Genomic DNA, 25,825 nt, shown 5'->3' with positions numbered 1-25,825 from the left:
CTTCCCGCGCAACCCTGTCGAAGAGGTGTGAGTCTTCTTGTCCGCCAGCGAACTGACCACCGTGGACGACGCGCTCCGGTATTGGCGCGACCGGCTGACCCCGGCCGCGCCGGAGATCGCACTACCCTCCGACGGGCCGGAACGGGAACTCACCGAGGACATCGACCCGGACCTCGGCGGCCACCGGCGGGCACTGCCCGCCACCCTGGCCGTGTTGGTGACCGAACACGCGCGGCGGGCCGGCGCGAGCGTGGACGACGTGGTACTCGCCGGGTTCGCGGCCCTGCTCGCCCGCTACAACAACGGGACCGACCTGGTGCTGACCGCCGGCGACCTGCCGCTGCGGCTCGACCTGCACGGCGACCCCGGCCTCGGGGACCTGGTCGCCCGGGTCACCGCCGCCCGGGTCGAGGCGTCGGCGTACGCGCTGCCGCTGCCGGCGATCGCCGCGCACCTGGACCCGGAGCGGAACACCCCGCTCACCAACGTCGGGTACGCCAGCACCCCGGACCCCGGTTTCGACCTGTGGCTCGGTCTCACCGAGTCAGCGGGCACGTTCACGCTGGACCTGCGGCACTCCGGCCGGGCGCTGACCGGGGCGGGTGCCGAACGGCTGCTCGGCCACCTGGAGCGACTGCTCACCGACGGGCTGAGCCGGCCGGGCCACCCGTTCGGCCGCCTCGACCTGCTCGACCGGGACGAACGTGACCTGATGGTCGAGCAGTGGAACGACACCGCGATCGAGGGTCCGTCGGCACCGCTGCCGGAGCTGTTCGAGGCGTGGGTCCGGCGCACCCCGGACGCGGTGGCGCTGGTGCTGGACCGGACCGAGCTGACGTACCGGGAACTGAACGTTGCGGCCAACCGGCTCGCCCACCGGCTGATCGCCGCCGGGGTCGGTCCGGAGCGCCTGGTCGCGCTGGCGCTGCCCCGTTCGGTCGACCTGTTCGTGGCCGAACTTGCCGTACTCAAGGCAGGCGGGGCGTACCTGCCGCTCGACGTCGACTACCCGTCCGAGCGGATCGGGTACATGCTCGCCGACGCCGCGCCGATCTGCCTGCTGACCACGGTCGAGCTGGCCGGGGACGTACCCGAGCGCCCCGGCACCGCCCGGCTGCTGGTCGACGAGCCGGATCTCGCCGACCAGATCGCCGCCTGCCCCGACACCGACCCGACCGACCGGGACCGGACCGCGCCGCTGAGCGTGCTGAACACCGCGTACGTCATCTACACCTCCGGCTCCACCGGTCGTCCGAAGGGCGTGGTCCTCTCCCACACCGGCGTGGCGAAGCTGCTCGCCACCCAGACGCAACGCTTCGGCATCGGCCCGCACAGCCGGATCCTCCAGTTCGCGTCGCCCAGCTTCGACGTGGCGTTCTGGGACCTGTGCCTGGCCCTGCTCTCCGGTGGCCGGCTGGTGGTCGTCCCCAGCGAGCTGCGGCTGCCCACCGCCGAACTCGCCGACTACGCCCACGAGCACGGCGTCACCTTCATGATCCTGCCGCCGGCCCTGCTGGCCGCCCTGCCGCCGCAGGTCGAGCTGCCCGAGGGTGCGACCCTGCTCGCCGGCACCGAACGCGTCTCCGCCGAACTCGTCGCCCGGTACGCCGGACGGCAGCGGATGTTCAACGCGTACGGGCCGACCGAGGCGACCGTCAACTCCACCCTGGGCCGCTGCACCCCGACCACCCGCCCCGGTTCCTCGGTCCCGATCGGCCGACCCGATCCCGGCACCCGTGCGTACGTCCTCGACCCGTTCCTGCGCCCGGCTCCGGTCGGGGTGATCGGTGAGCTGTACCTCGGCGGTTCCGGACTCGCCCGGGGTTACCTCGGCCGGCCGGCGCTGACCGCCCAGCGGTTCGTCGCCGACCCGTACGGCGAGCCGGGGCAGCGGCTCTACCGGACCGGTGACCTGGTCCGGTGGCGCGCCGACGGTCAACTGGACTTCGTCGGCCGCGCCGACGACCAGGTGAAGATCCGGGGTTACCGGATCGAGCTCGGCGAGGTCGAGTCGGCGCTGGCCCGCGATCCGGACGTGACCCAGGTGGTCGCCACCGTCCGCGAGGACCAACCGGGCGAGCGCCGCCTGGTCGCGTACGTCGTGCCGGCCAGCGGTGACCAGCCCGCACAGGGCAGTGGTGAACACCAGGTCGCCCAGTGGAAGGACCTGCACGAACTGCTCTACACCGCCGGTACGACCGAACCGGCGGCGGAGAACTTCACCGGCTGGAACAGCAGCTACGACGGCCAGCCCATCCCGCTGCCGCAGATGCGGGCCTGGCGGGACGCCACCGTCGCCCGGATCGCCGCGCTGCGCCCGGAGCGGATCCTCGAGATCGGCGTCGGCAGCGGACTGCTCCTGTCCGGCCTCGCTCCCGGCTGCGCGGACTACTGGGGCACCGACCTGTCCGAGCAGGCGATCGACTCGCTGCGCCGGCAGGTCGACCGGGACCCCGACCTCGCCGCCCGGGTCACCCTCCGGGCACAGCCGGCGCACCGCTTCGACGGGCTGCCGACCGGCTACTTCGACACTGTCGTCGTCAACTCGGTGGCGCAGTACTTCCCCGACGCCGACTACCTCGCCGACGTACTGCGTCGCGCGGTGGACCTCGTCGTACCCGGCGGCCGGGTCTTCGTCGGCGACGTCCGCAACCTGCGCCTGCTGCCCTGCTTCCGGGCCGCGATCCAGGTCGGACGCCGACCCGCCGGGCTCGACACCACCGGTCTCGACGAGGCCCGGACCGCGATGGAGCAGGACCTCGCCTGGGAGGGCGAACTCCTGCTCGACCCGGAGTTCTTCCCCGCGCTCGCCCGCGAACTACCCCAGGTCGACGGCACCGACCTGTGGGTCAAGCGCGGCGACGACCACAACGAACTGACCCGCTACCGGTACGACGTGGTCCTCCGCCGCCGCGCCGACAGCCCCGCCGCGCCGGCGTCCGGCGGGAGCGAGCCACCGGCGTACCCGTGGGGGACCGGGATCGCGGACCTCGACGCGCTCGCGGACCTGCTGGCTCGCGAGCGTCCGGCGTCGCTGCGGCTCACCGCCGTCCCGAACGCGCGACTGACCGTGGACCTCGCCGCCGCCCACACCCTGGCCGGCGACCCGGCACCGGTGCCCGATCCGGTGGACCCGGAGGCCCTGTACCGCCTCGGCGACCGGCTCGGGTACGCGGTCGCGGTCACCTGGACCCCGGACGCCACCGACGGCAGCCTCGACGTCCTGTTCACCGCCGACTCCGGGGCCACCGCCCCCGTCGTGGCCTACCGCGCCACCTCGTCCGGTCCCCGAAGCCCCGAGCACGGCAACCACCCGGTCCGCTTCCGGGACATCCCGACCCTGCTGCGGCGGCTGCGCGAACAGGCCCGCGCCTGGCTGCCGGAGTACATGGTGCCGGCCGCCATCGTGCCGCTGCACCGCCTCCCGGTCACCGGCAGCGGCAAGCTCGACCGGGCCGCGCTGCCCGTCCCCGACCGGGGCGCGCTCAGCACCGGCGTACGGCCGCGCAGCGCCCGCGAGGAACTGCTCTGCACCCTCTACGCCGAGGTGCTGGACCTGCCCACGGTCGGCATCGACGACGACTTCTTCGCCCTCGGCGGGGACAGCATCGTCGCCATCCAACTGGTCATCCGCGCCCGGCAGGCCGGTCTGGCGGTCACTCTCCGGCAGGTGTTCGTCAGCCGTACGGTCGCCGAACTCGCCCCGCTCGCCGTGCCCGCCACCGACGCACCCGCGACCGCACCGCTCCCGCCGGTGCTCGACCCGGACGCCACCGCCCAACTCGCCGCCGACCTGCCCGGGCTGGTCGAGGCGCTGCCGGTGACCCCGATGCAGGAAGGTTTCTACTTCCACGCCCTCGCCGACGGCACCGGCACCGACGCGTACCTCGTGCAGCTCATCGTCGACCTCGACGGACCGCTCGACCCGGCCGCGCTGCGCCGAGCCGGACAGCGGATGCTCGACCGGCACGCGCCCCTGCGGGCCGGGTTCCGGCTCGCCCCCGACGGCCGGCTGATCCAGGCCGTGGTGACCGGTGTCGACCTCCCCTGGCGGACCGTCGACCTGTCGGGGCTCGACGAGTCCGGGCAGCGCGACCGGCTCGCCGCCGAAACCGACAGCGAGCGGGCCCGCCCGTTCGACCTGGGCCGACCACCGCTGCTGCGGGCGTTGCTGCTGCGTCGCGACGACACCCGGCACTGGCTGGTGCTCCAGTTCCCGCACATCGTCGCCGACGGCTGGTCGGTGCCGGTCCTCCTGCGCGACCTGCTCGCCCTCTACGGGCCCGCCGACACCGCACCGCAACTGCCGGCGGTCACGCCGTACCGGGACCACCTCGCCTGGCTCGCCCGGCAGGACCGGGACGCCGCCCGGACCGCCTGGGCGCAGGCACTGTCCGGGGTGGACGAGCCGACCCGGCTGGTCCCGGCGGCCGGCAGCGACGAGCCGGCCCGCCCCGGCGAGGTACGCATCGCGCTGCCCGCTCCGACCACCGCCGGCCTCGGCGCCCGCGCCCGGGAGCAGGGCATCACCCTCGGGGTCCTGCTCCAGGGCGCCTGGGGCATCCTGCTCGGCCACCTCACCGGACGCCGTGACGTGCTGTTCGGCACCACCGTCAGCGGCCGGGCGGCCGACCTCGACGGCATCGGCGACCTGGTCGGGCTGCTCATCAACACCCTGCCGATCCGGGCCCGCTGGCGGCCGGAGGAGCCGCTGGCCGACGTGTTCGCCCGGCTGCACGGCGAACAGTCGGACCTGCTCGACCACCAGCACCTCGGGCTGGCCGAACTGCACCGGATCGCCGGCCTGGACGAACTGTTCGACACCCTGGTCGTGCTGGAGAACTATCCCGACCCGGCGGACCTGCGCGACCCGAGCGGCGACCTCGCCGTCGCCGGGACCGACTACCGGGACGCGGGACACTATCCGCTCGCCCTGATCGTCGTTCCCGGCGACCGGCTGGAGCTGCGGTTCAAGCACGACGCGGCACGGCTGGACCGGGCCGCTGTACACCGGATCGCGGGCTGGTTGACCCGGCTGCTGGAACAGGTCGTCGACGATCCGTACCGTCCCGTCGGACGGGTCGACCTGCTCTCCGCCACCGAGCGGCAGGACCTCCTGGCCCGCCTCGCCGGCCCCGACCACGTCGGTGCGCTGACCGGCCCCGACCACGTCGGTGCTGCCACCACGCTTGTCGACGCGGTCGAGGCGCAGGTGGCGCGGACGCCGTACGCGCCCGCCCTGGTGTCCGACGACGGCACCCTGAGCTACGCCGAACTCGACGCCCGTGCCGCGGCGCTCGCGGCCCAACTGGTGGCCCGGGGTGCCGGACCGGAGCGGGTCGTCGCCGTCGCCGTGCCCCGCTCGGCCGAACTGGTGGTGGCCCTGCTCGGTGTGCTCAAGGCCGGTGCCGCGTACCTGCCGCTGGACGTGGACCACCCGGCGGACCGGTTGGCGTACCTGCTCGCCGACTCCGGCGTACGCACAATGGTCACCACCGCCTCCGCCGCACCCCTGCTGCCCGCCGCCGGCCTCGACCTCCTCGTCCTGGACGACGTCGCCGGCAGTGGCCTCGCGGCAGACGACAACAAGGCGTCCTTCGTCGACCCGCGGCATCCGGCCTACCTGCTCTACACCTCCGGGTCCACCGGGCAGCCGAAGGGTGTGCTGGTACCGCACTCGGCGATCGCCAGCCAGCTCGCCTGGGTCCAGGAGCGGTTCCGGCTCACGGCCGACGATCGGGTGCTGCACCACCTGTCGGCGAGCTTCGACCCGGCGGCGCTGGAGATCTTCTGGCCGCTGACCGCCGGCGCCGCCGTGGTGCTCACCGCACCGGACGCCACCGGCGACCCGGCCCGGCTGGCCGAGGCGGTCCGCCGGCACCAGGTCAGCACGCTGGTTGTCGTCTCCTCGATGCTGGCCGCGTTCGCCGACGCGGTCGAGGTCGGCGGCGACGACCGGGCGGTCGGCACGCTGCGCCGCGTACTTGCCGGCGGCGACGCGCTCGGCGACGCCGTCGCACGCCGCTGGCAGGACCTGACCGGGGTGCCGGTGCACAACGTGTACGGCCCGACCGAGGCGACGATCCAGGTCACCTGCGCCGACCCGGTCGACGGGCACACCGGTCCGGGTACCGGGGGAACCGTGCCGATCGGCCGCGCGGTGGCCGGCACCCGGCTCTACGTACTCGACGAGGGACTGCGTCCGGTGCCGTCGGGTGTGCCCGGTGAGCTCTACGTCGCCGGGGTGCAACTCGCCCGTGGTTACCTCGGCCGGGCGGCCCTGACCGCACACCGGTTCGTCGCCGACCCGTACGGCCCGGCGGGGAAGCGGATGTACCGCACCGGCGACCTGGTCCGGTCCGCCGCCGACGGCACCCTCGAGTACCTCGGGCGGACCGACCGGCAGGTGAAGATCCGGGGCCACCGGGTGGAACTGGGCGAGATCGAGGCACGGCTCGCCGGGCTGCCCGAGGTGGCGGCCTCGGCGGTGGTCGCCCGGACCGGAGCCGCCGGGACGACCCGCCTGCTCGGTTACGTGGTGGCCCGGCCGGGCACCACGATCGACCCGGACCTTCTGTTGGCCGGGCTCGCCGCGACCCTGCCCGCACCGCTGGTGCCGGCCTCGGTGCTGGTGCTGGACACCCTGCCGCGTACGCCGAGCGGCAAGCTCGATCTCGACGCGCTGCCGGAGCCGCAACCCGTACGGGTCGCCGGCCGGGCGCCTCGTACCGCACGGGAGCGGCTGTTCTGCGAGATCTTCGCGTCCGTACTCGGGCTGCCCGAGGTTGGTCCGGACGACGACTTCTTCGTGCTCGGCGGGGACAGCATCCAGTCCATCGGGGTGTCGAACCGGGCCCACGTGCATGACATCCCGATCAGCCCCCGCGCCGTGTTCACCCACCGCACACCGGCCCACCTGGCGGAACTGGCCGGACCGGAACCCGTTGTCCCGGCCCCGGCTCCAGCGCCGGCTAGCCCGGAGCCGGAGCAGGTCTCGGACCGGTACGGGGACCTGCCGCCCACCCCGGCGGTACACCGCCTGCGGGAGAGCGGACTGCCCGTCACCGGGGCGGGAACGGCGGTGCTCGCCCGTACCCCCGCCGGGACGACCACGACGCAGGTCCGCGCCGCCCTCGCGGCCCTGCTGGACCGGCACGACGGGCTGCGCCAGCGGCTGACCCGGATCGGCTCGCTGCTCTGGACGCTGCAGATCGCCCCGACCGGCGGGCCCACGACGGACGACGTCGCGCTGACCGTCATGACCGCAACGACGACTTCCGAGCCGGCGCAGTTGGACGAACGGGCGCGGGTGGATGCGGCGGTACGGGCGGCGCTCGGGCGACTCGACCCGGAGGTCGGCGCCGTGTTCGACGTCGTCTGGTTCGACGACGGTCCGGACCGGCCGGGCCGGCTCCTGCTGGCCGCGCACCGGTTGGCGGTGGACGAGGCGTCCTGGCCGATCCTCCTGGCCGACCTCTCCGAACTGCTGGACGCGGCCCGGCTCGACCCCGCGACGGCGGCCCGCGCGCTCGACACGGCTCCGGTGCACACCTCCCTGCGCGGACACGTCCGTTCCCTGGGCGAGCAGGCCCAGCACCCGGACCGGCTGACCGAGCTGACGCACTGGGCGCAGACCCTCGCACCCGGCGCGGACCCGCTGGCCCGGCCACTGCCGGCGGGCGCGGACCCGGCGGCCCGGTCCACCATCGACCTCGACCTCGACCTCGACCTCGGCGTCATCGCCGACGACAACCCGGTCGACGTGCTGCTCGCCGCCCTGCGGGTCGCGGTGACCCGGTGGCGGCAGCGCCACGGTCGGGACACGGGTGACCTGCTGGTCGACGTCGTGACCCCCGGCCGTACCGTGACCGGTCACGACCTCTCCCGTACGGTCGGACCGCTCGGCCGGGTGTATCCCGTACGCCTGCCCGCCTCGACCGATCCCGCCGACGCGCTCGCCGAGGTGGCCCGCCGACGTGACGCCGTACCGGACCACGGATCCGGGTACGACCTGCTGCGTCACCTCAACCCGCAGGCCGCCCCGATCCTCGCCCAGGTGGCCCGCCCGCCGGTGCTCGTCGACTACGCGGACGCCCTGCCCGGCGCGGGGTGGCTGACCGCTCCGACCGCCCACCCGCACCCGTTGCAGATCACCGTCCGGGGCGGGGCCACCACCCCGACCGCCACCTGGACCTGGGCCACGGCCGTCTGGGACGAGTCGGACGTACGCGAACTCACCGACGACTGGCTCGCCGCGCTGGCCGAACTGACCGCACCCACGGCCGACCCGGACTCCCTGCCCACCATCGACCCGGCGGAGCTGGACCTGGTCCGGGAACGGAGCCCGTGGCCGGTTTCCGAGGTGTGGCCGCTGTCGCCGTTGCAGGAGGGGCTGTTCTTCCACGCCAGCTACGACCAGGGTGAGATCGACGTCTACACCGCGCAGGTCGCGTTCGACGTGGCTTACCGGATGGACGCCGACCGGCTGCGAGCCGCCTGCGTGACCCTGCTGTCCCGCAACCCCGGCCTACGGGCCGGTTTCACCGGCGACGGGTTGACCGCCCCGGTCCAGTTCGTCACCACCGACCCGCCACCGCCACTGACCGTGGTCGACCTCTCCACGGTGTCCGGTCCAGACCGGGCGGCGCGGATCGAGGCACTGCTCGCCGACGACCGGACCCGACGGTTCGACCTGGCCCGGCCGCCGCTGTTCCGGCTGCTCCTGCTCCGCCTCGCCGACGGCACCGACCGGCTGGTCATCACCCACCACGTGCTGCTCTGGGACGGCTGGTCGGCCGCGATCGTGCTCGACCAGCTCCTCGCCCTGTACGCCACCGGTGGCGACGACACCGACCTGCCGCCGGCCGGCTCGTACCGGGACTACCTGGTCTGGTTGACCGAACAGGACCGGGACGCCGGCCTGGCCGCCTGGCAGGCCGAGTTCGCCGACCTGGCCGAGCCGACCCTGGTCGCGCCGGTCGACCGGGCCCGCCGGCCGGTCCTGCCCCAGCGTCGCCGGGCCGAGCTGTCCGAGGTGGTGACCGACCGGATCCGCGTTGCCGCCAGGGAGCAGGGGGTCACCCTCAACACGGTCCTCAACGCCGCGTGGGCACTGGCACTGTCGAACGCGGTCGGGCGTACCGACGTCGTGTTCGGCGCCACCGTCGCCGGGCGGCCCGCGGAGATCCCGCACGTCGCGAACGCGGTCGGCCTGTTCCTCAACACCGTGCCGGTACGGGTCGCCCTCGACCCGACCGAGCGGGTCGGTGACCTGCTGCGCCGGATCCAGGCGTCCCGGACCGCGCTGATGGCCCACGAGTACCTGGGGCTCGGCGAGGTGCAGCGCGGCAGCGGGCACGCCCAGCTCTTCGACACCCTCTTCGCGCTGCAACAGGTCGGCGGTGGGAAGGAGAGCACACACCGGCACGGGTTGACCGAGGTCGGCAGCGTGGACGCCACCCACTACCCGCTGACCCTGGTGGTCGCACCGGGCCGGACCGTACGGGCGACGCTGGCGTACCGGGACGACGCGATCGCCGCCTCCACCGCGGCGACCCTGCTGGACCGGTTCACCACCGCGCTGGAGCGGCTCGCCGGTGACCCGGACCGGCCGGTCGGCCGGCTGGACGTTCTTCCGGCGGCGCAACGGGCGGCGGTCGCGGTCCGGGCCCGGGCGACGGGGCGACCGTTGCCGAACGAGACGGTCGCCGACCTGCTCGGGGCGCAGGCCCGGCGTACGCCGGACGAGACCGCACTGGTCTTCGGCGAGTCCCGGCTGACCTACGCCGAACTGGACGCGCGGGTGAACCGGCTGGCCCGGCTGCTGCTGGCCCGGGGCGCCGGCCCGGAGCGGGTGGTGGCGCTCGCCCTGCCCCGCTCGGCGGACATGGTGGCCGCACTGTTCGCGGTGCTCCGTACGGGGGCCGCGTACCTGCCGTTGGAACTGGACCACCCGGCCGAGCGGCTGGCGCACATGGTCACCGACGCGTCCCCGGTCTGCGTGCTCACCACGACCGCCGTGGCGACCCGACTGCCGGTCCCCGGCATCGTCGCCCTCGACGATCCGGCGGTCGCCGCAGAACTCGACGCGCTGCCGCCGACTTCGATCACCGACACGGAGCACCCCGAGTTCGCCAGCACCCGTGCCGACCGGCTCGAACACCCCGCGTACGTCATCTACACCTCCGGCTCCACCGGCCGCCCCAAGGGTGTTGTCACGCCCTACCGGGGGCTGACCAACATGCAGCTCAACCACCAGGAGGCCATCTTCGGCCCGACGGTGGCGGCGGCCGGCGGGCGGCGACTGCGGATCGCGCACACCGTCTCGTTCGCCTTCGACATGTCCTGGGAGGAACTGCTCTGGCTGGTCGAGGGGCACGAGGTGCACGTCTGCGACGAGGACCTGCGCCGCGACGCGGAGGCGCTGGTGGCGTACTGCGACCGGCACCGGATCGACGTGGTCAACGTGACCCCGACGTACGCCGACCACCTGATCTCCGAGGGGCTGCTCCGGCACGACCCGGCGGCCGGACGGCACCGCCCGGTGCTGGTCCTGCTCGGCGGTGAGGCCGTCTCCGAGCAGGTGTGGAGCAGTCTGCGCGACACCGAGGGCACCCTCGGCTACAACCTGTACGGCCCGACCGAGTACACCATCAACACCCTCGGCGGCGGCACCGAGGACAGTGCCACCCCGACGGTCGGGCGGGAGATCTGGAACACGCACGCCCACCTGCTCGACCCCTGGCTGCGTCCGGTGCCCGACGGCTGCCCCGGCGAGCTGTACATCGGCGGCGCCGGTCTGGCCCGGGGTTACCTGGGTGCGCCGGGGCTGACCGCGTCGCGGTTCGTCGCGGACCCGTTCGGTGCCCCCGGTGACCGGCTCTACCGCACCGGTGACCTGGCCCGCCGCCGCCCCGACGGCAACCTCGACTTCCTCGGCCGGACCGACGACCAGGTCAAGATCCGGGGCTACCGGGTGGAACTCGGCGAGATCGAGTCGGTGCTGGCCGAGCATCCCGAGGTGGCCCGCGCCGCGGTGATCGCCAGGGAGGGCGCGTCCGGCGCCGGCCGGCGCCTGATCGGGTACGTCGTACCGGTCGCCGGCGTCGACGCCGGCAACGAGCGCGAGCACCTGGCCGAGTGGCAGCAGATCTACCACGACGAGTACAACACGATCGGCACCGCCGTGGCCGACGAGGACTTCGCCGGCTGGGACAGCAGCTACGACGGCCAGCCGATCCCGCTCGACGACATGCGGGAGTGGCGGGAGGCGACGGTCGCCCGGATCCGGGAGCTGCGTCCCCGCCGGGTACTGGAGATCGGGGTCGGCACCGGGCTGCTGCTGTCCCGGCTCGCCCCGGAGTGCGAGACGTACTGGGGTACCGACTTCGCCGGTCCGGTGATCGAGAAACTGCGGGCCGACATCGCCGACCTGCGGGAACTCGCGGGCCGGGTCGAGCTGCGCCACCAGCCCGCGGACGTGCTCGACGGGCTGCCCCGCGACTACTTCGACACCATCGTGATCAATTCGGTGGTGCAGTACTTCCCCAGCGTCGAGTACCTGGTCGAGGTGCTGGCCGGGGCGGTCGACCTGCTGGTACCCGGCGGTTCGCTGTTCGTCGGCGACGTACGCAACCTGCGCCTGGCCCGGACGTTCCACGCGGCCGTGCAGGCGACCAGGTCCGGGGCCGGGACCGACCCGGACCGGCTGCGCCGGGCGGTCGAGCGCAGCGTCCTGCTGGAGAAGGAACTGCTGGTCGACCCGGACCTGTTCGCGTCCCTGCCGGCGACCTGGGCGCAGACCACCCCGGTCGCGGTGACCGTACGGACGAAGCGGGGCCACCGGCACAACGAGCTGACCCGGCACCGGTACGACGCCGTCCTGCGCCGCCTCGACACCCCGTCCACCGCCGACCTGCTCTCCCTGGCGGAGGTGCCCACCATCCGCTGGGGCGACGACACCGCCGACCTGGCCGCACTGGGCGACCACCTGACGCGACGCCGACCGGACCGGTTGCGGGTGGAACGCGTACCCAATGCCCGGCTCGCCGCCGAACAGGCGGTGCTGCGGGGGCTCGACCCGGACCGGGCCGACGCCGCCGGCACACCGACGGCGGCCCCGGTGGAACCGGAGGACCTGCACGAACTGGGGGAGCGGCTCGGTTACCGGGTCTTCACCACCTGGTCGCCGGTCTCCGACGGCAGCCTCGACGCGCTGTTCGTGGCACCGGACCTGCTCACCACCGGTGAGCTGCCGGTCGACCTGTGCCGGCCGCTGCGGGCGGCGGCGACACCGGCCGACTGCGCCAACCGGCCGGCCGTCGCCCGGGGCGTGGCCGCGCTCACCGCCAGGTTGCGCGAACACCTCAAGCTCCGGTTGCCCGACTACATGGTGCCGGCCGCCCTGGTCACCCTCTCCGCGCTGCCGCTGACCGTGAACGGCAAGCTCAACGTACGGGCGCTGCCGGACGCCGAGCCGACCGGTTCCGTCGGTGGCGACCAGGCCCCGGTCACCGAGCAGGAGAAGCAGCTCTGCCAGCTCTTCGCCGACGTGCTGGGCCTGCCCGCCGTCGGGGTCCGGGACAGCTTCTTCGACCTCGGCGGGCACTCCCTGCTCGCCACCCGGCTGATCGGCCGGGCCCGCAGCGTGCTCGGCGCGGAACTGTCCATCCGGGACCTGTTCGAGGCACCCACCGTGGCCGAGCTGACCGCTCGGCTCGCCCCGGAGACCGCTGTCGCCGCCCGCCCGGCCCTGGTCCCGGTGGACCGGCCGGACCCGCTGCCGGCCGCGTACGCCCAGCAGCGGCTCTGGGTCATCCAGCAGCTCGACCCGGACTCCCCGGCGTACAACTTCCCGCTGGTGGCGAGGTTGCGCGGGGCACTGGACGAGGTCGCCTTCACCGCCGCGATCCGCGACGTCATGCTCCGCCACGAGGCCCTGCGTACGCTCGTCGTCGAGCACGACGGGCTGCCGACGCAGCGGGTCGTCGCCGCCGCTGACGCGCACCCCGTGGTGCGTACGGTGGCCGTCGACCGGGCCGATCTCGCCGAGGTCATCCGGGCCGCCGCGTCCCGCCCGTTCGACCTGGCCACCGAGCTGCCGTTGCGGGTCACCCTCGCCCGGCTCACCCCGGACGAGCACGTCGTGGTGTTCCTGCTGCACCACATCACCACCGACGAGTGGTCCGACGGTCCGTTCCTGCGTGACCTCGGCGTCGCGTACGCGGCCCGCACCGGCGGCGCCGCACCGGACTGGGCGCCGCTGCCGGTGCAGTACGCCGACTACACGCTCTGGCAGCGGGAACTCCTCGGCGACCCGGACGCGCCGGACAGTCTCGCCGCCCGCCAGCTCGACTTCTGGCGGGAGACCCTGCGCGACGTACCGCAGCGGATCGAGTTGCCGACCGACCGGGCACCCCGACCGGGGCAGCCGCGCCGGGCCGGCGGTGAGACGACCGTCGAGCTGGACCCGGCGGCCGTACGCGCCCTGCGCCGGCTCGCCCAGGCCAGCGGTGCCAGCATGTTCATGGTCGGGCAGGCCGCGGTGGCGGCGCTCCTGCACCGGCTCGGGGCGGGGACCGACATCCCGCTCGGCGCCCCGATCGCCGGCCGCACCGACGAGGCGCTCGACGACCTGATCGGGTTCTTCGTCAACACGCTGGTGCTGCGTACCGACGTGGCCGGTGACCCGAGCTTCACCGAGTTGCTGGGTCGGGTCCGGACCGCCGACCTGGCCGCGTTCTCGAACCAGGACGTGCCGTTCGAGGCCGTGGTCCGGGCGTTGAACCCGGATCGGTCGGTCACCGACAACCCGCTGTTCCAGGTGATGGTGGTCTACCGCAACCGGACCTCGGACCGGCTGGAACTCGGCGGGCTGGAGGCCACACCGGAGCCGTACGCGGCCGGCGCCGCCCGGTTCGACCTGGTGTTCGCCTTCGGTGAGCGGGCCGACGAGGACTCGATCGAGGTGCTGCTCGAATACCGGGCCGACCTGTTCGACGCCGACACGGTCCGGGCCATCGGCCGGCGGCTGAGCCGGTTGATCGAGGCTGTCGCCGCCGACCCGGAGGCTCCGGTGAGCCGGGTCGACCTGCTCGACGACACCGAGCGACGCCGGGTGCTGCACGAGTTCAACCACACCGACCGGCCGGTGGACGAGGGCACGGTGCCGGAACTGTTCGCCGCCCGGGTGGCGCAGCGGCCGGAGGCGGTCGCCGTGGTCGACGCGGCCGGCGAGCTGACGTACGCCCAACTGGACGCCCGGTCGAACCGGATCGCCCGGCTGCTGGCGGGACGCGGTGTCCGGGCCGGGGACGTGGTCGGACTGGCCGTGCCCCGGTCGCGGGAGATGGTCGCGGCGATCCTCGGGGTGCTCAAGCTCGGCGCGGCGTACCTGCCGCTGGAGCTGACCCTGCCGGCTGACCGGCTCGACTACCTGCTCACCGACAGCGGCACCCGGCTGGTGCTGGTCACCGCCGAGGCGGGGGACCGATTGCCGGAACGCGCCGGGGTGGACCGGATCGGCCTGGACACCCCGGAAACCGTCGCCGAGCTGGCCGGACTGGCCGACGACGCGCTGGATCCCGGCCAGACCCGGATCCCGGCGGGGCTGGACCACGCCGCGTACGTCATCTACACGTCGGGTTCGACCGGCCGGCCGAAGGGCGTGGTGGTCAGCCACGAGGGCATCGGCAGCCTGATCGCCACCGCAGTGGACCGGATGGGTGTCACCGCCGACAGCAGGGTGTCGCAGTTCGCCTCCGTCGGCTTCGACGTGGCCGTGTTCGACCTGGTCATGTCGTTGTGCGTGGGTGGGCGACTGGTGCTCATCCCGGACGAGGCGCGGGTCGCCGACCACCCGCTGACCGACTTCCTGCACCACCACGGCGTCACCCACATGATCCTGCCGCCGTCGCTGCTGTCGGCACTGCCCGCCGAGTGCGCGCTGCCCGACGGCGGCACCGTCCTGGTCGGTACGGAGACCGTGCCACCGGACCTGATCCGGCGGCTCGCCAGGCGGCAGCGGGTCTTCGGCGCGTACGGGCTGACCGAGGCGACCGTCAACTCCACCCTCTGGGCGGCGCAGCCGGACTGGGACGCGGCCGTACCGATCGGCCGCCCCGACCCGAACACCCGGACGTACGTGCTGGACGCGAACCTGCGCCCGGTTCCGCCCGGCGTGGTCGGCGAGCTGTACGTCGCCGGCCGTGGCCTGGCCCGCGGTTACCTGGGCCGGTCCGCGCTCACCGCCGAGCGGTTCGTCGCCTCTCCGTTCGGCCCGCCCGGGGCCAGGATGTACCGCACCGGTGACCGGGCCCGCTGGCGCGCCGACGGCAACCTCGACTTCCTCGGTCGGGTCGACGACCAGGTGAAGATCCGGGGCTTCCGGATCGAGCTGGGCGAGATCGAGGCGGCGTTGGCGGGTCACCCGGACCTGACCCAGGCGGCGGTGGTCGCCGACCGGGCCGGCAGTGTGGTGCGGCTGGTCGCGTACGCGGTGCCCGATTCGGCACGCTCGACCGTCCCGGACCCGGCGGTGCTCCGGGCGTACGTGGGAGACCTGCTGCCGGAGTACATGGTGCCGGCGGCGGTGGTGGTGCTCGACGGCCCGTTGCCGCTGACCGCGAACGGCAAGCTCGACCGGCGGGCCCTGCCCGCACCGGACTTCGCCGCGACCGGCGGCGGACGCGCGCCGGCGACCGCCCGCGAGGAGGTGTTCTGCCGGCTCGTCGCCGAGCTGCTGCACCTACCCCGGGTCGGCGCCGACGACGATTTCTTCGCCCTCGGCGGGGACAGCATCGTTGCGATCCAACTCGTCAGCCGGGCCCGCCGCGAGGGGTTCGGCATCCGGCCGGCGGCGGTGTTCCAGGCCCGTACCCCGGCGGGTCTGGCCCGGGCCGCCCACGACCTGGCCCCGGCCGCGGTGCTGGCACCCAGTGCGCTGCTCAACCTGGATCCGGCCGAGCGGGCCGAGGTCGCCGCGCTCGACCCGGCCCCGGTGGAGCTGCTGCCGCTGACCCCGTTGCAGGCGGGGCTGCTCTTCCACGCCTCGCTGGACGTCGACGGGCCGGACGTCTACACCGTGCAGACCTGGTTCGACCTGGACGGCCCGGTAGACCCGGACCGGCTGCGGCGCGCCGGGCAGGCACTGCTGGATCGGCACCCGAACCTGCGCGCCGGCTTCCGCTACCTGGGGTCGGGCCGACCGGTGGCCGTGGTGCCGGCGAACGCCCCGGTCCCGTGGACCGAACGTGACCTGACCGGCTCGGACGAGGTGGCCGCCGAGGACGCCTGGCAGCAACTGCTCGGCAAGCAGGCGGCCAGGTTCGACCCGGCCCGGCCGCCGCTGCTGCGGCTGCTGCTGGCCCGGTTCGCCCCCGACCGGCACCGGCTCCTCCTCACCCACCAGCACCTGCTCCTAGACGGGTGGTCCGGGCCGCCGCTGGTCGAGGAACTGTCCACCCTGTACGCCGCCGACGCCGACCCGAGCGCCCTCGCCCGGGCGGTACCGTTCCGGGACTACCTGGGCTGGCTCGCCGGCCAGGACCGGGACGCCGCCCGTACGGCCTGGGCGGCGGAACTCGCCGGGCTGACCGAGCCGACCCTGCTCGCCCCGGCGGAGCCGACCCGGCTGCCGATCGCCCCCCGCCTGCACGAGGTGGTCCTGCCGGAACCGGTGACCACGGCGCTGACCGTGCTCGCCCGGCGCCGGGGCCTGACCCTCGGTGCCGTGGTCCACGCCGCCTGGGGCGTCGCCCTCGGCCAACTCACCGGTCGGCACGACGTCGTCTTCGGCGCCACCGTGTCCGGACGCCCGGCCGACCTGCCCGGCATGGAGTCGATGATCGGACTGTTCATCACCACCGTCCCGGTACGGGTGCACTGCGCCCCGGCCGACCCGCTCGGTACGGTGCTCGACCGGGTCTGGGCGGCCCAGTCCCGGCTGGTCGAACACGAACACCTGGGGCTGGCAGAGATCCAGCGGTCGGCCGGCATCGGTGAACTCTTCGACACCCTGGTGGTGTTCGAGAACTTCCCCGCCGTACCGGACCTGCCGGAGGCTTCCGGGGACGGGCTGGTGATCCGGCCGACCGGTGGGCGGGACGCCACCCACTACCCGCTGACCTGGGCGGTCGCGCCCGGTGCGGAGCTGTCCCTGGTCGCCGAGTACCGCCCCGACCTCTTCGACGAGCAGGCGGTACGCCGGTTCGCCGACGTGTTCGTCCGGGTGCTCACCGCGCTCGCCGACGAACCGGACGTTCCGGTCGGGACCATCGACCTGCTGTCCGGTTCCGTACGGCACCGGGTGCTGACCGAGTGGAACGACACGACCCTGCCCGTGCCGGCGGTCACCATGCCGGCGCTGCTCGCCGCGCAGGTGACCGGGTCACCGGACGCGGTGGCGGTGGTCGCTGACGACACCGGTGCCGGCGGGTGGACCTTCGCCGAACTCGACAACCGGGTCAACCGGCTCGCCCGGCTGCTGGTGAGCCGGGGCGCCGGCCCGGAGCGGGTGGTCGCGCTGGCGCTGCCCCGGGGCGCTCGGATGATCACGGCGATCCTCGCCACCCAGCAGGCCGGTGCCGCCTACCTGCCGATCGACGCGGACCTGCCCGCCGACCGGGTCACCATGATGGTCGACGACGCCGACCCCGTGCTGCTGCTCACCACGACCGCGCTCGCCGGGGACCTGCCCCCGACCGGCCGCCCCCACCTGCTGCTCGACACCGACGAGACGGCCGACCTGCTCGCCGGGCAGGCGGGGCACGGGCTCGACGACACCGACCGGCTCGCGCCGCTGCGTCCGGACCACCCGGCGTACGTCATCTACACCTCCGGTTCGACCGGTCGACCCAAGGGCGTGGTGGTCACCCACCGCAACCTGGTCAACCTGTTCCACAGTCACCGGAGCACGCTGCACCGGCCGGCGGTCGCCGCCACCGGACGGCGGCACCTGAGGGTCGGCCACGCCTGGTCGTTCTCCTTCGACGCCTCCTGGCAGCCGCAGCTCTGGCTCTTCGACGGGCACGCCCTGCACGTCGTGGACGACGAGACCCGGCGCGACCCCGGACGGCTCGCAGCCCGGGTGCGTACGGACGCGCTCGACTTCATCGAGGTCACCCCGGCGCACTTCGCCGCGATGGCGGACGCCGGACTGGTCACCGACGGCCGGTGCGGGCTCGCGGTGGTCGGCGTCGGCGGGGAGGCGGTGCCGCCGGCCCTGTGGCAGACACTGCGGGAGCTGACCGGCACCGAGAGCTACAACCTGTACGGGCCGACCGAGTGCACGGTGGACGCGCTGGTCGGCCGGCTCCGGGACAGCGACGTACCGGTGGTCGGCCGTCCGGTGCACAACACCCGCGCGTACGTGCTCGACACAGCGCTGCGGCCGGTCGCGCCCGGGGTGACCGGTGAGCTGTACCTGGCCGGTGCCGGCCTGGCCCGGGGTTACCTGGGCCGCCCCGGACTGACCGCGGAACGGTTCGTCGCCGACCCGTTCGGGGCGCTCGGCAGCCGGATGTACCGGACCGGGGACCTGGCCCGGTGGACCCCGGACGGTCAGCTCGACTACGCCGGGCGGGCCGACGACCAGGTGAAGATCCGGGGGTTCCGGGTCGAGCCGGGTGAGGTCGAGGCCGCCCTGGCCCAACACCCCGCGATCGCCCAGGCAACCGTCGTCGTACGCGAGGACCGGGCCCGGGGCCGGCACCTGGTCGCGTACCTGGTCACCGTGGCCGGAGTGGCGGTGGACCGGGCCGAGATGCGCGGCCACCTCAACGGGCTCCTGCCCGAGTACATGACCCCGGCCGCGTTTGTCGCACTGCCCCGGCTGCCGGTGCTGCCGAACGGGAAACTCGACCGCTCCGCCCTGCCGGTGCCGGAATACCCGGCCACCGAGGGCAGGGCGCCCCGTACGCCGGTGGAGGAGGCACTGCTCGCGGTCGCCGTACGGGCGTTGGCCCGCCCCGAACTCGGGGTCGAGGACGACTTCTTCGCCCTGGGCGGGGACAGCGCCGCCTCGATCCAGTTGGTGGTCCTGGCCCGGCGGGCCGGGCTGGAGGTGCGTCCCCGCGACGTGTTCCGGCTGCGGACCGTCGCGGCGCTGGCCGAGGTCGCGGTCCCGGTGGAGACCGTGGTGCCGCTGACCCCGGTCATTCACTGGCTGCGTGAGCTGACCGGCCCGATCGCCGGGTTCAACCAGTCGGTGGTGCTGCGGGTGCCGGCCGGCCTCGGCACCGAGCGGCTCGGCCGGGCGCTGGGTACCCTGCTGGACCGGCACGACCTGCTCCGGGCCCGGCTCGACCGGGGGGAGTCCGACGGCGACGAGTGGACCCTGCGGATTCCGTCACCGGGCACGGTCGACGCCCGACCACTGATCTCGCGGGTCGACGTGGCGACGTTGGACGACAACGGTCTTCGGGACCTGGTGGACGAGCAGGCCGGGTTGGCCCGGCAGCGGCTCGACCCGGACCGGGGGGTGCTGGTCCAGGCGGTCTGGTTCGACGCGGGGGACCGGCCGGGCCGGTTGCTGCTGATGATCCACCACCTCGCGGTCGACGGTGTCTCCTGGCGGATCCTGGTGCCCGAACTCGCCACCGCCTGCACCGCCGAACCTCCGGTGTTCGCCGTCGCCGACGAACCGGAGCCGACGACCACACCGTTCGCCCGGTGGGCGGACGTGCTCGCCGAGGCGGCGGTCGACCCCGAGCGGGAGGCGGAGCTGGCGTACTGGGTCGAGGTGATGGCCGGCGCCGCGCCGCTGCTGGCACCGGTCGACCCGGCCCGGGACACCGCGACGACCACCCGCGAGGTCCGGGTCACGCTCGAACCGGCGGAGGTGTCGCCGCTGCTGACCCGGTTGCCGACCGCCCTCGACGTCACCGTCAACGAGGTGCTGATGACCGGGTTCGCCCTGGCCGTCAACGAGACCTGGCCCGGTGCCGGCGACGGAGACACCGCCGTCCGGTTCTCGCTCGAGGGACACGGGCGGGAGGAGTCGGCCGTCAACGACCATCTCGACCTGTCCCGGACCGTCGGCTGGTTCACCACCGTCTACCCGGTACGCCTGGACCCCGGACCGGTACGCCTGACCGACCCGGCCGCTACGCACGAGAGCCCTGCGCCGGCCACCGCCGTCACCCGGGTACGCGACCAGTTGCGGGCCCTGCCCGACAACGGGCTCGGGTACGGCCTGCTGCGTTACCTCAACCCGAGGACCGCCCCGACGCTCGCCGCGCTCGGCCTGCCCGACATCCAGGTGAACTACCTGGGCCGGTTCGGGCTGCCGGAGGCGACGGACTGGTCCTTCGCCCCGGAGATGGCGGTCGCGGCGGCCCACTCCTCGGATCCGGGCATGCCGCAGGCGTACGGTCTCAGTGTCACCGTGCACATCGAGGACCGCACCGATGGGCCGTACCTGATCGCGAGCTGGACCTGGCCCGACGCGGTGCTGACCGGACACGCGGTCCGGGACCTGGCCGATACCTGGATCCGGGCGCTGCGGGTGCTCGTCGCGTCCACCGACCCCAACCCGAGGAGAGATCGATGACCAACCCCTTCGAAGACCCGGACGGCACCTACCTGGTGCTGGTGAACGCCGAGAACCAGCACAGCCTCTGGCCGTCGTTCGTGGACGTACCGGCCGGGTGGACCACGGTGCACGGGCCCGGACCCCGGCAGGAGTGCCTGGACTACGTGGAGGCGCACTGGACGGACCTGCGTCCGCAGAGCCTGATCGACGCCATGGGCGCCGACCGGTAGCTCGCGGTCGCCGAAGGGTTGCCCGATCGCGCCGGACGCGTCGGGCAACCCTTTCCCGTCCGGGCGGGCTTCCGGATCGCCACGGTTCACCGGTCGAGCAGGAAGGCCCGTCGTTCGTCCGGGGTGAAGGACCGCGCCCGCCTGGTCGCGGCGGCGGCGAGGACCCGGTCGACCGGACCGCAGACGTCACAGTCCCAGGTGCGGACCGATCCGTCCGAGTGGACCGTCGCCGCGCGCCCACCGTCGGGGCTGAACGCGAAACCGAGCGGTCCCGGTCCGAGCGGGTGCAGGGTGACCGGCTCGGTGGCGCCGGGATCCGCGGCCCAGAGCTGAATCCCGGTCAGCTCACCGCCGCCGAGCAGCGCCAGGTGGCGGCCGTCCGGGGTGTAGGTCAGCCGGGTGGTGGCCGCACCCTGCCCGGCGGCGGCCAGCAGGGTCGCCGCGCCGCCGTCCACCGGCCAGATCCGGATGGTGCTGTCCAGGCCGAGACTGGCGGCACTGCCACCGCCCGGGCGGTACGACACCGAGGTCACCGCCCCGTCGTGCCGGCCGAGGGCCACCGCCCCGGTGGTGCCGGCGCTCGCCGGTCGGATCGACACGGTCCCGTCCTCGGCCCCGGTCACCACGTGCCGTCCGTCCGGGGCGAACGCGGCAACGGAGCCGGCGGGGGCCAGCGGTACCGCGTTCGGCGTACCGCTCTCGATCCCGTCCCAGACCCGTACGCCGCCCGGTCCGCTGGTCAGCAGCCGGTGGCTGTCCGGGCCGAAGACCAGCCGGCTGGATCCGGCGGCGTCGAAGGTGGCGGTCGGCGTACCGGTCGGCCAGGCCCAGATCCGTACGGTCCCGGCCGAGTCGAGGGTGGCCAGGCGGGTGCCGTCGGGGGCGAACGCCACCTCCAGCACCATCCCGGAGTGTCCGGGCAGGGTTGTCGTCGAGGCGGGCTCGGCCGCGATCGTGGTGTCGCCGGTCAGGGGCGACGCGACGGTGGTGATCCGGACCAGTCCGTCGTCGATCCCGCCGGTGGCGAGGTGCCGGCCGTCGGGGCTGAACCGCGCCACGTGCACCAGGTCCCCGTGCGGGTGGGTGACGTCCGGGTGGAACGGCCCGTCGATGTCCCAGGAGCGGACCGTGCCGTCCTCGCCGACGCTGACCAGGTGTCCGTCCGACCCGACGGTGGCGGCCCGGACCGCGCCGGCGTGGCCGCGCAGCGGGAGCGGGTCACCGGGCACGGTGGTGTCCCAGAACCCGAGCACGCCGTACCCGTTGGTGGTGATCAGCCGCTGCCCGTCCGGGCTGAACGTCGCCGGGGTCACCCCGCGCAGCCGCCCCAGCACGGTCGGCTCCCCGTCGCCGGATGCCGCCCAGATCCGCAGCGTGCCGGCCTGGCCACCGGCCACCCGGGTCCCGTCCGGGCTGAACAGCAACTCGTCGGTGTCGACGGAGTCGACCAACTCGACCGGGGGCCGGCCGGGCTCGGTGAGGTCCCAGATCCGGGCCGGTGACAACCCGGTGCCGGCGGCCAGCCGGCGCCCGTCGGCGGACCAGGCCAGCGTGAAGACGCCACCACGACCGCCGTACGGCATCACCCGGGGCACGGCGGGAGTGCCGGACAGGTCCCACAGCCGTACGGTCCCGTCGGCGTCCCCGCTGGCCAGGTACCGGGCGTCGGGGCTGAACCGGACGTCGCGTACCGGGCCGGTGTGGCCGGGCAGCAGGACCGGTCCCCGGTCGGGCGCCGAACTGTCCCAGATCCGGACCACCGGTTCGTTGTACGAGGCGGCCACCCACCGGCCGTCTCCGCTGATCGCCACCGTACGCAGGTCCGTGCCGGGATCGGGCAGCGCCGGGGCGAGACCGGGGGAGGAGTCGGTGGCGTGCCAGACCCGTACGGTGCCGTCGGGGGTGCCGGCGACCGCGTGGCGGCCGTCCCGGGTCAGCGCCGCGGCCCGGTTGCGCGGCCCGAACACCGACCGGACCGACAGCTCCCGCCAGTTCAGGGTGGCCTGCCGGAGTACGGTCTCGGCCCGGACGTCCGGCCGGAACCGGTACGCCTCCCGCGCCAGCAGGAAGGCCAGTTGCGGGTCGCGTTCCATCTGTGCCCTGGCTCCGGCGACCAGTTGTCCGTGCAGGGCGTTGTCCCGCTGGTCGGCCGCGCGTCCGGCCTGGACGACCGCCAGCGACGCGAGCACGGTGACCACCGCGGCCACCCCGGCGAGGGTGCCGAGCGCCACCCGTGACCGCCGACGCCTCCTGGTGAGTCGTAACTCGTCGGCCCGCTGGCTGCCGGCGAGGAACTCCCGTTCGGCGCGGGTCAGGCTGCCCGGCTGGGCGTCCGCCCAGATCCGGGTCCGGGACAGGGCCAGCCCGCGCAGCAGGGCCCCCGGATCGTGGTCCAGCGACTGCCACACCGCCGCGGCCTGGGTGAGCTGGCGGTGGGTGCGTACGCCCTCGCGGTCCTCGTCGAGCCAGTCCCGCAGCCGGGGCCACGCGTCGAGCAGCGCCTCGTGGGCCACCCGGACCGACTGCCCGTCCACGGTGACCAACCGGGCGCCCGCGAGCCGCTCCAGTACGGACGCGGTGACCGCGTCGGCGTCGTCGAGTTCGTCGCGCGCCAACCGGCGGCTGGTCACCGGCTCGTCCCCGGTGCCGACCTCCACCATCCGCAGCAGCACCTGCCGGGCCGCCCGACGCTGGTCGGTGTCGAACTCCTGCCAGACCCGCTCGGCGGTCTGTGCGACGGCGCCGTCCATCCCGCCGGCCGCCTCGTACCCTGCCAGGGTCACGGCGTTGCCCCGGCGTCGCCACCACGCCTCCAGCAGGGCGTGCGACGCCATCGGCAGGGCACCGGCCCGCCCGGCCACCTGCGCGACGATGGTCGAGACCAGGGCGCCCTCGACCATCGCACCGGCCCGCTCGGCCGGTCGGACCACCGCGTCGCGGACCTGCGGCGGCGTCATCGGCCCGAGCAGGACCTGCGCCTGTGTCAGGGCCGCCGGCAGGTCCGGCAACTCGGCGCACCGGCCGTAGAAGTCGGCCCGGACGCCGAGGACCACCCGCAGCCGGCTGTCCGGTGCCCGTGTCGCGGCCAGCAGGGCGGCCACGAAGTGCTCCCGTGCCGCGCCGTCCCGGCACAACGTGAAGACCTCTTCGAACTGGTCCACGACCAGCCACAACTCCGGGTCGGCCGGCTCCCCGCCGACGGCCTGCCGGATCGCCAGGTGCAGGTGCGCCGGTTCGGTGGCCAGGTCCGTACGCAGCGCACCCGCCGGCACGCCGGTCATCCGGGCCAGCCGGACCGCCAACTCGCCCACCGGGTCCGCCCCGGGGGTCAGGACCAGCACCACCGGCGGGGTCGGTCCGCTGGGCGGTTCCGGACCCGCCGCCGGTTCCGGCTTCGGGGTACGTCCACCGAGGGCTGCCGGTACCAGCCCCGCCCGCAGCAGGGACGACTTCCCGCTGCCCGAGGCCCCGAACACCGCCACCAGCCGCGCCCGGGTCAACCGCCGAAGCAGGTCGTCGACCAGGTCCTCGCGCCCGAAGAACCACTCGGCGCGCTCCGGCCCGTACGCCGCCAGTCCCTGGTACGGCACCTCCTGCTCGATCCCGTCCGGGTCGGGTGACACGCGACCGGCGACGGTTCCGGGTGCTGCCGACCTGGCGGCTCGGCGCCACCGCTCCTCCCACTCCGGACCGTTCCCGCCGCACCCCGCCACGTACGCCAGGGTGACCGCGAGCGTCGGCAGCCGCCTGCCCCCGGCGGCCTCCGACAGGGTGGTGGCGGAGAAGTGCGCCCGCCGGGCCAGTTCCCGGTAGCCCGGCCGGCCGGCCTTCTCCCGCAGCAGGCGCAGCCCGGCCGCGAATTCCATGATCTCCGGGTCGCCCGGACCCAGCTCACCCTCCGGCCGTGGCACCCAGCCCTCCAAGGTCCATTTCGGTCCAGCTTGTCCGCAGTTGATTGTCCGGCCCGCCGACCCGAAGCCGGACAACGAGTCGGCGACTAGACATCGATGCAGCGGGTTCCGAACGGTGCCCGCCGTAACAATCAACGAGGGGGAATCCGGGATGTCCAAGATCTTTACCAGGGGCAGGGTCAGTGCCCTGACCAGCACGATCGGCGTACTCATGGGCCTGACCGCCGTTGTCGCGGTGGCCGCGGGCCCGGCGGCGGCCCGACCGGCACCGGCGGACCGGGCGGCGGTCGCCGCGTCCGTGGTGCGATTCAACGCCATCTGGGAGCCGGGCGGCGACGGCCGGCCCACGGCACACACCCACACCGCAGGCCAGCTCCTCCAGCGCAACTCGGAACTGTTCGACCAGGGCTACCGGATCGACTCGCTGACCCAGGTGAAGCTGGACAACGGCGAACTGCGCTACGACGCGATCTGGAAGCCCGGCACCGGACTCAGCCCGTTCGTGGTCGGCTGGACCGAGGCCCAGTTCTTCGAGCAGAACTCGGTCTACTGGGCGCAGGGCCTGCGGGCCTGGCGGATCAACCGTTACCCGGCCAACGGGACGTTCCTCTACGACGCGATCTGGAAGCCGGGCACCGACGGCCGCCGGTTCGTGGTCGACTGGACGCCGGAGGGGTTCCGGGCCGAGGACACCCGGATGCGGGCCCAGGGCTACCGGTTGATCCAGGCGAGCGGTGTGAGGCAGCCCGGCGCGTTCGTCAACGACATCCGCTACATCGGCATCTGGATGCCGGGTACGGACCTCCGGCCGACGATCCTCGGCGCGACCTGGGACGAGATGATCCAGGCGAACTCCAACAACTGGGCGATCGGCTACCGGATCAAGTACCTGAACGTCTACCGGACCATCGGTGGCGCCCTGCGCTACGACGCGATCTGGGAGCCGGGCGGCGACGGGCGGCCGTTCGTCACCGCCTGGACCTTCCCGGAACTGATGGCGAAGAACGGGGAGATGTGGGCGGCCGGCTACCGGATGACGGTGGTCCAGCCGTACCTGAACTTCAACTGAGTCGACCGGTGCGGCGGGCGGCAGGTTGGAGCCACCACCGAGCAGGCCCGGTATCGCTGCCCGCCCACTGGAGGACATGGGTGTG

At 74.1% G+C, this 25,825-nt stretch carries 4 protein-coding genes; 3 read left to right on the top strand and 1 reads right to left on the bottom strand.

The features are described from left to right. Window positions 1-37: 37 nt before the first annotated feature. Together ACWEFB_RS29280 and ACWEFB_RS29275 are read left to right on the top strand one after the other, a co-directional pair. Entirely contained in the window at window positions 38-20,548 is a 20,511-nt protein-coding gene (locus tag ACWEFB_RS29280) for an amino acid adenylation domain-containing protein (RefSeq protein ID WP_452290558.1), read from the top strand. Further along, window positions 20,545-20,760, top strand: a complete 216-nt coding sequence (locus ACWEFB_RS29275) for an MbtH family protein (RefSeq protein WP_326558193.1) — start codon at window positions 20,545-20,547, stop codon at window positions 20,758-20,760. Before ACWEFB_RS29280 ends, ACWEFB_RS29275 begins: the two co-directional genes overlap by 4 nt. An 86-nt stretch (window positions 20,761-20,846) precedes the next feature. Here the strand turns inward: ACWEFB_RS29275 and ACWEFB_RS29270 are convergent, their stop codons facing one another. After that, window positions 20,847-24,671, bottom strand: a complete 3,825-nt coding sequence (locus ACWEFB_RS29270; protein ID WP_452290556.1) for an nSTAND1 domain-containing NTPase — start codon at window positions 24,669-24,671, stop codon at window positions 20,847-20,849. Window positions 24,672-24,822: 151 nt separating this feature from the next. Between ACWEFB_RS29270 and ACWEFB_RS29265 the strand changes: the two genes are divergently transcribed. Then, on the top strand, window positions 24,823-25,740 hold the full coding sequence (locus ACWEFB_RS29265; RefSeq protein WP_452290554.1) for a hypothetical protein: 918 nt from the start codon (window positions 24,823-24,825) through the stop codon (window positions 25,738-25,740). Window positions 25,741-25,825: the final 85 nt, after the last annotated feature.

Source organism: Micromonospora sp. NPDC004704 (genome assembly GCF_053601675.1).
Note: the sequence above shows the minus strand (reverse complement) of the source record. Positions and strands in the feature narration are given on the sequence as shown.

Coding starts and splice junctions, on each gene's coding strand:
- ACWEFB_RS29275 (WP_326558193.1), top strand. CDS start 20,545: ATGACCAACCCCTTCGAAGACCCGGACGGCACCTACCTGGTGCTGGTG.
- ACWEFB_RS29265 (WP_452290554.1), top strand. CDS start 24,823: ATGTCCAAGATCTTTACCAGGGGCAGGGTCAGTGCCCTGACCAGCACG.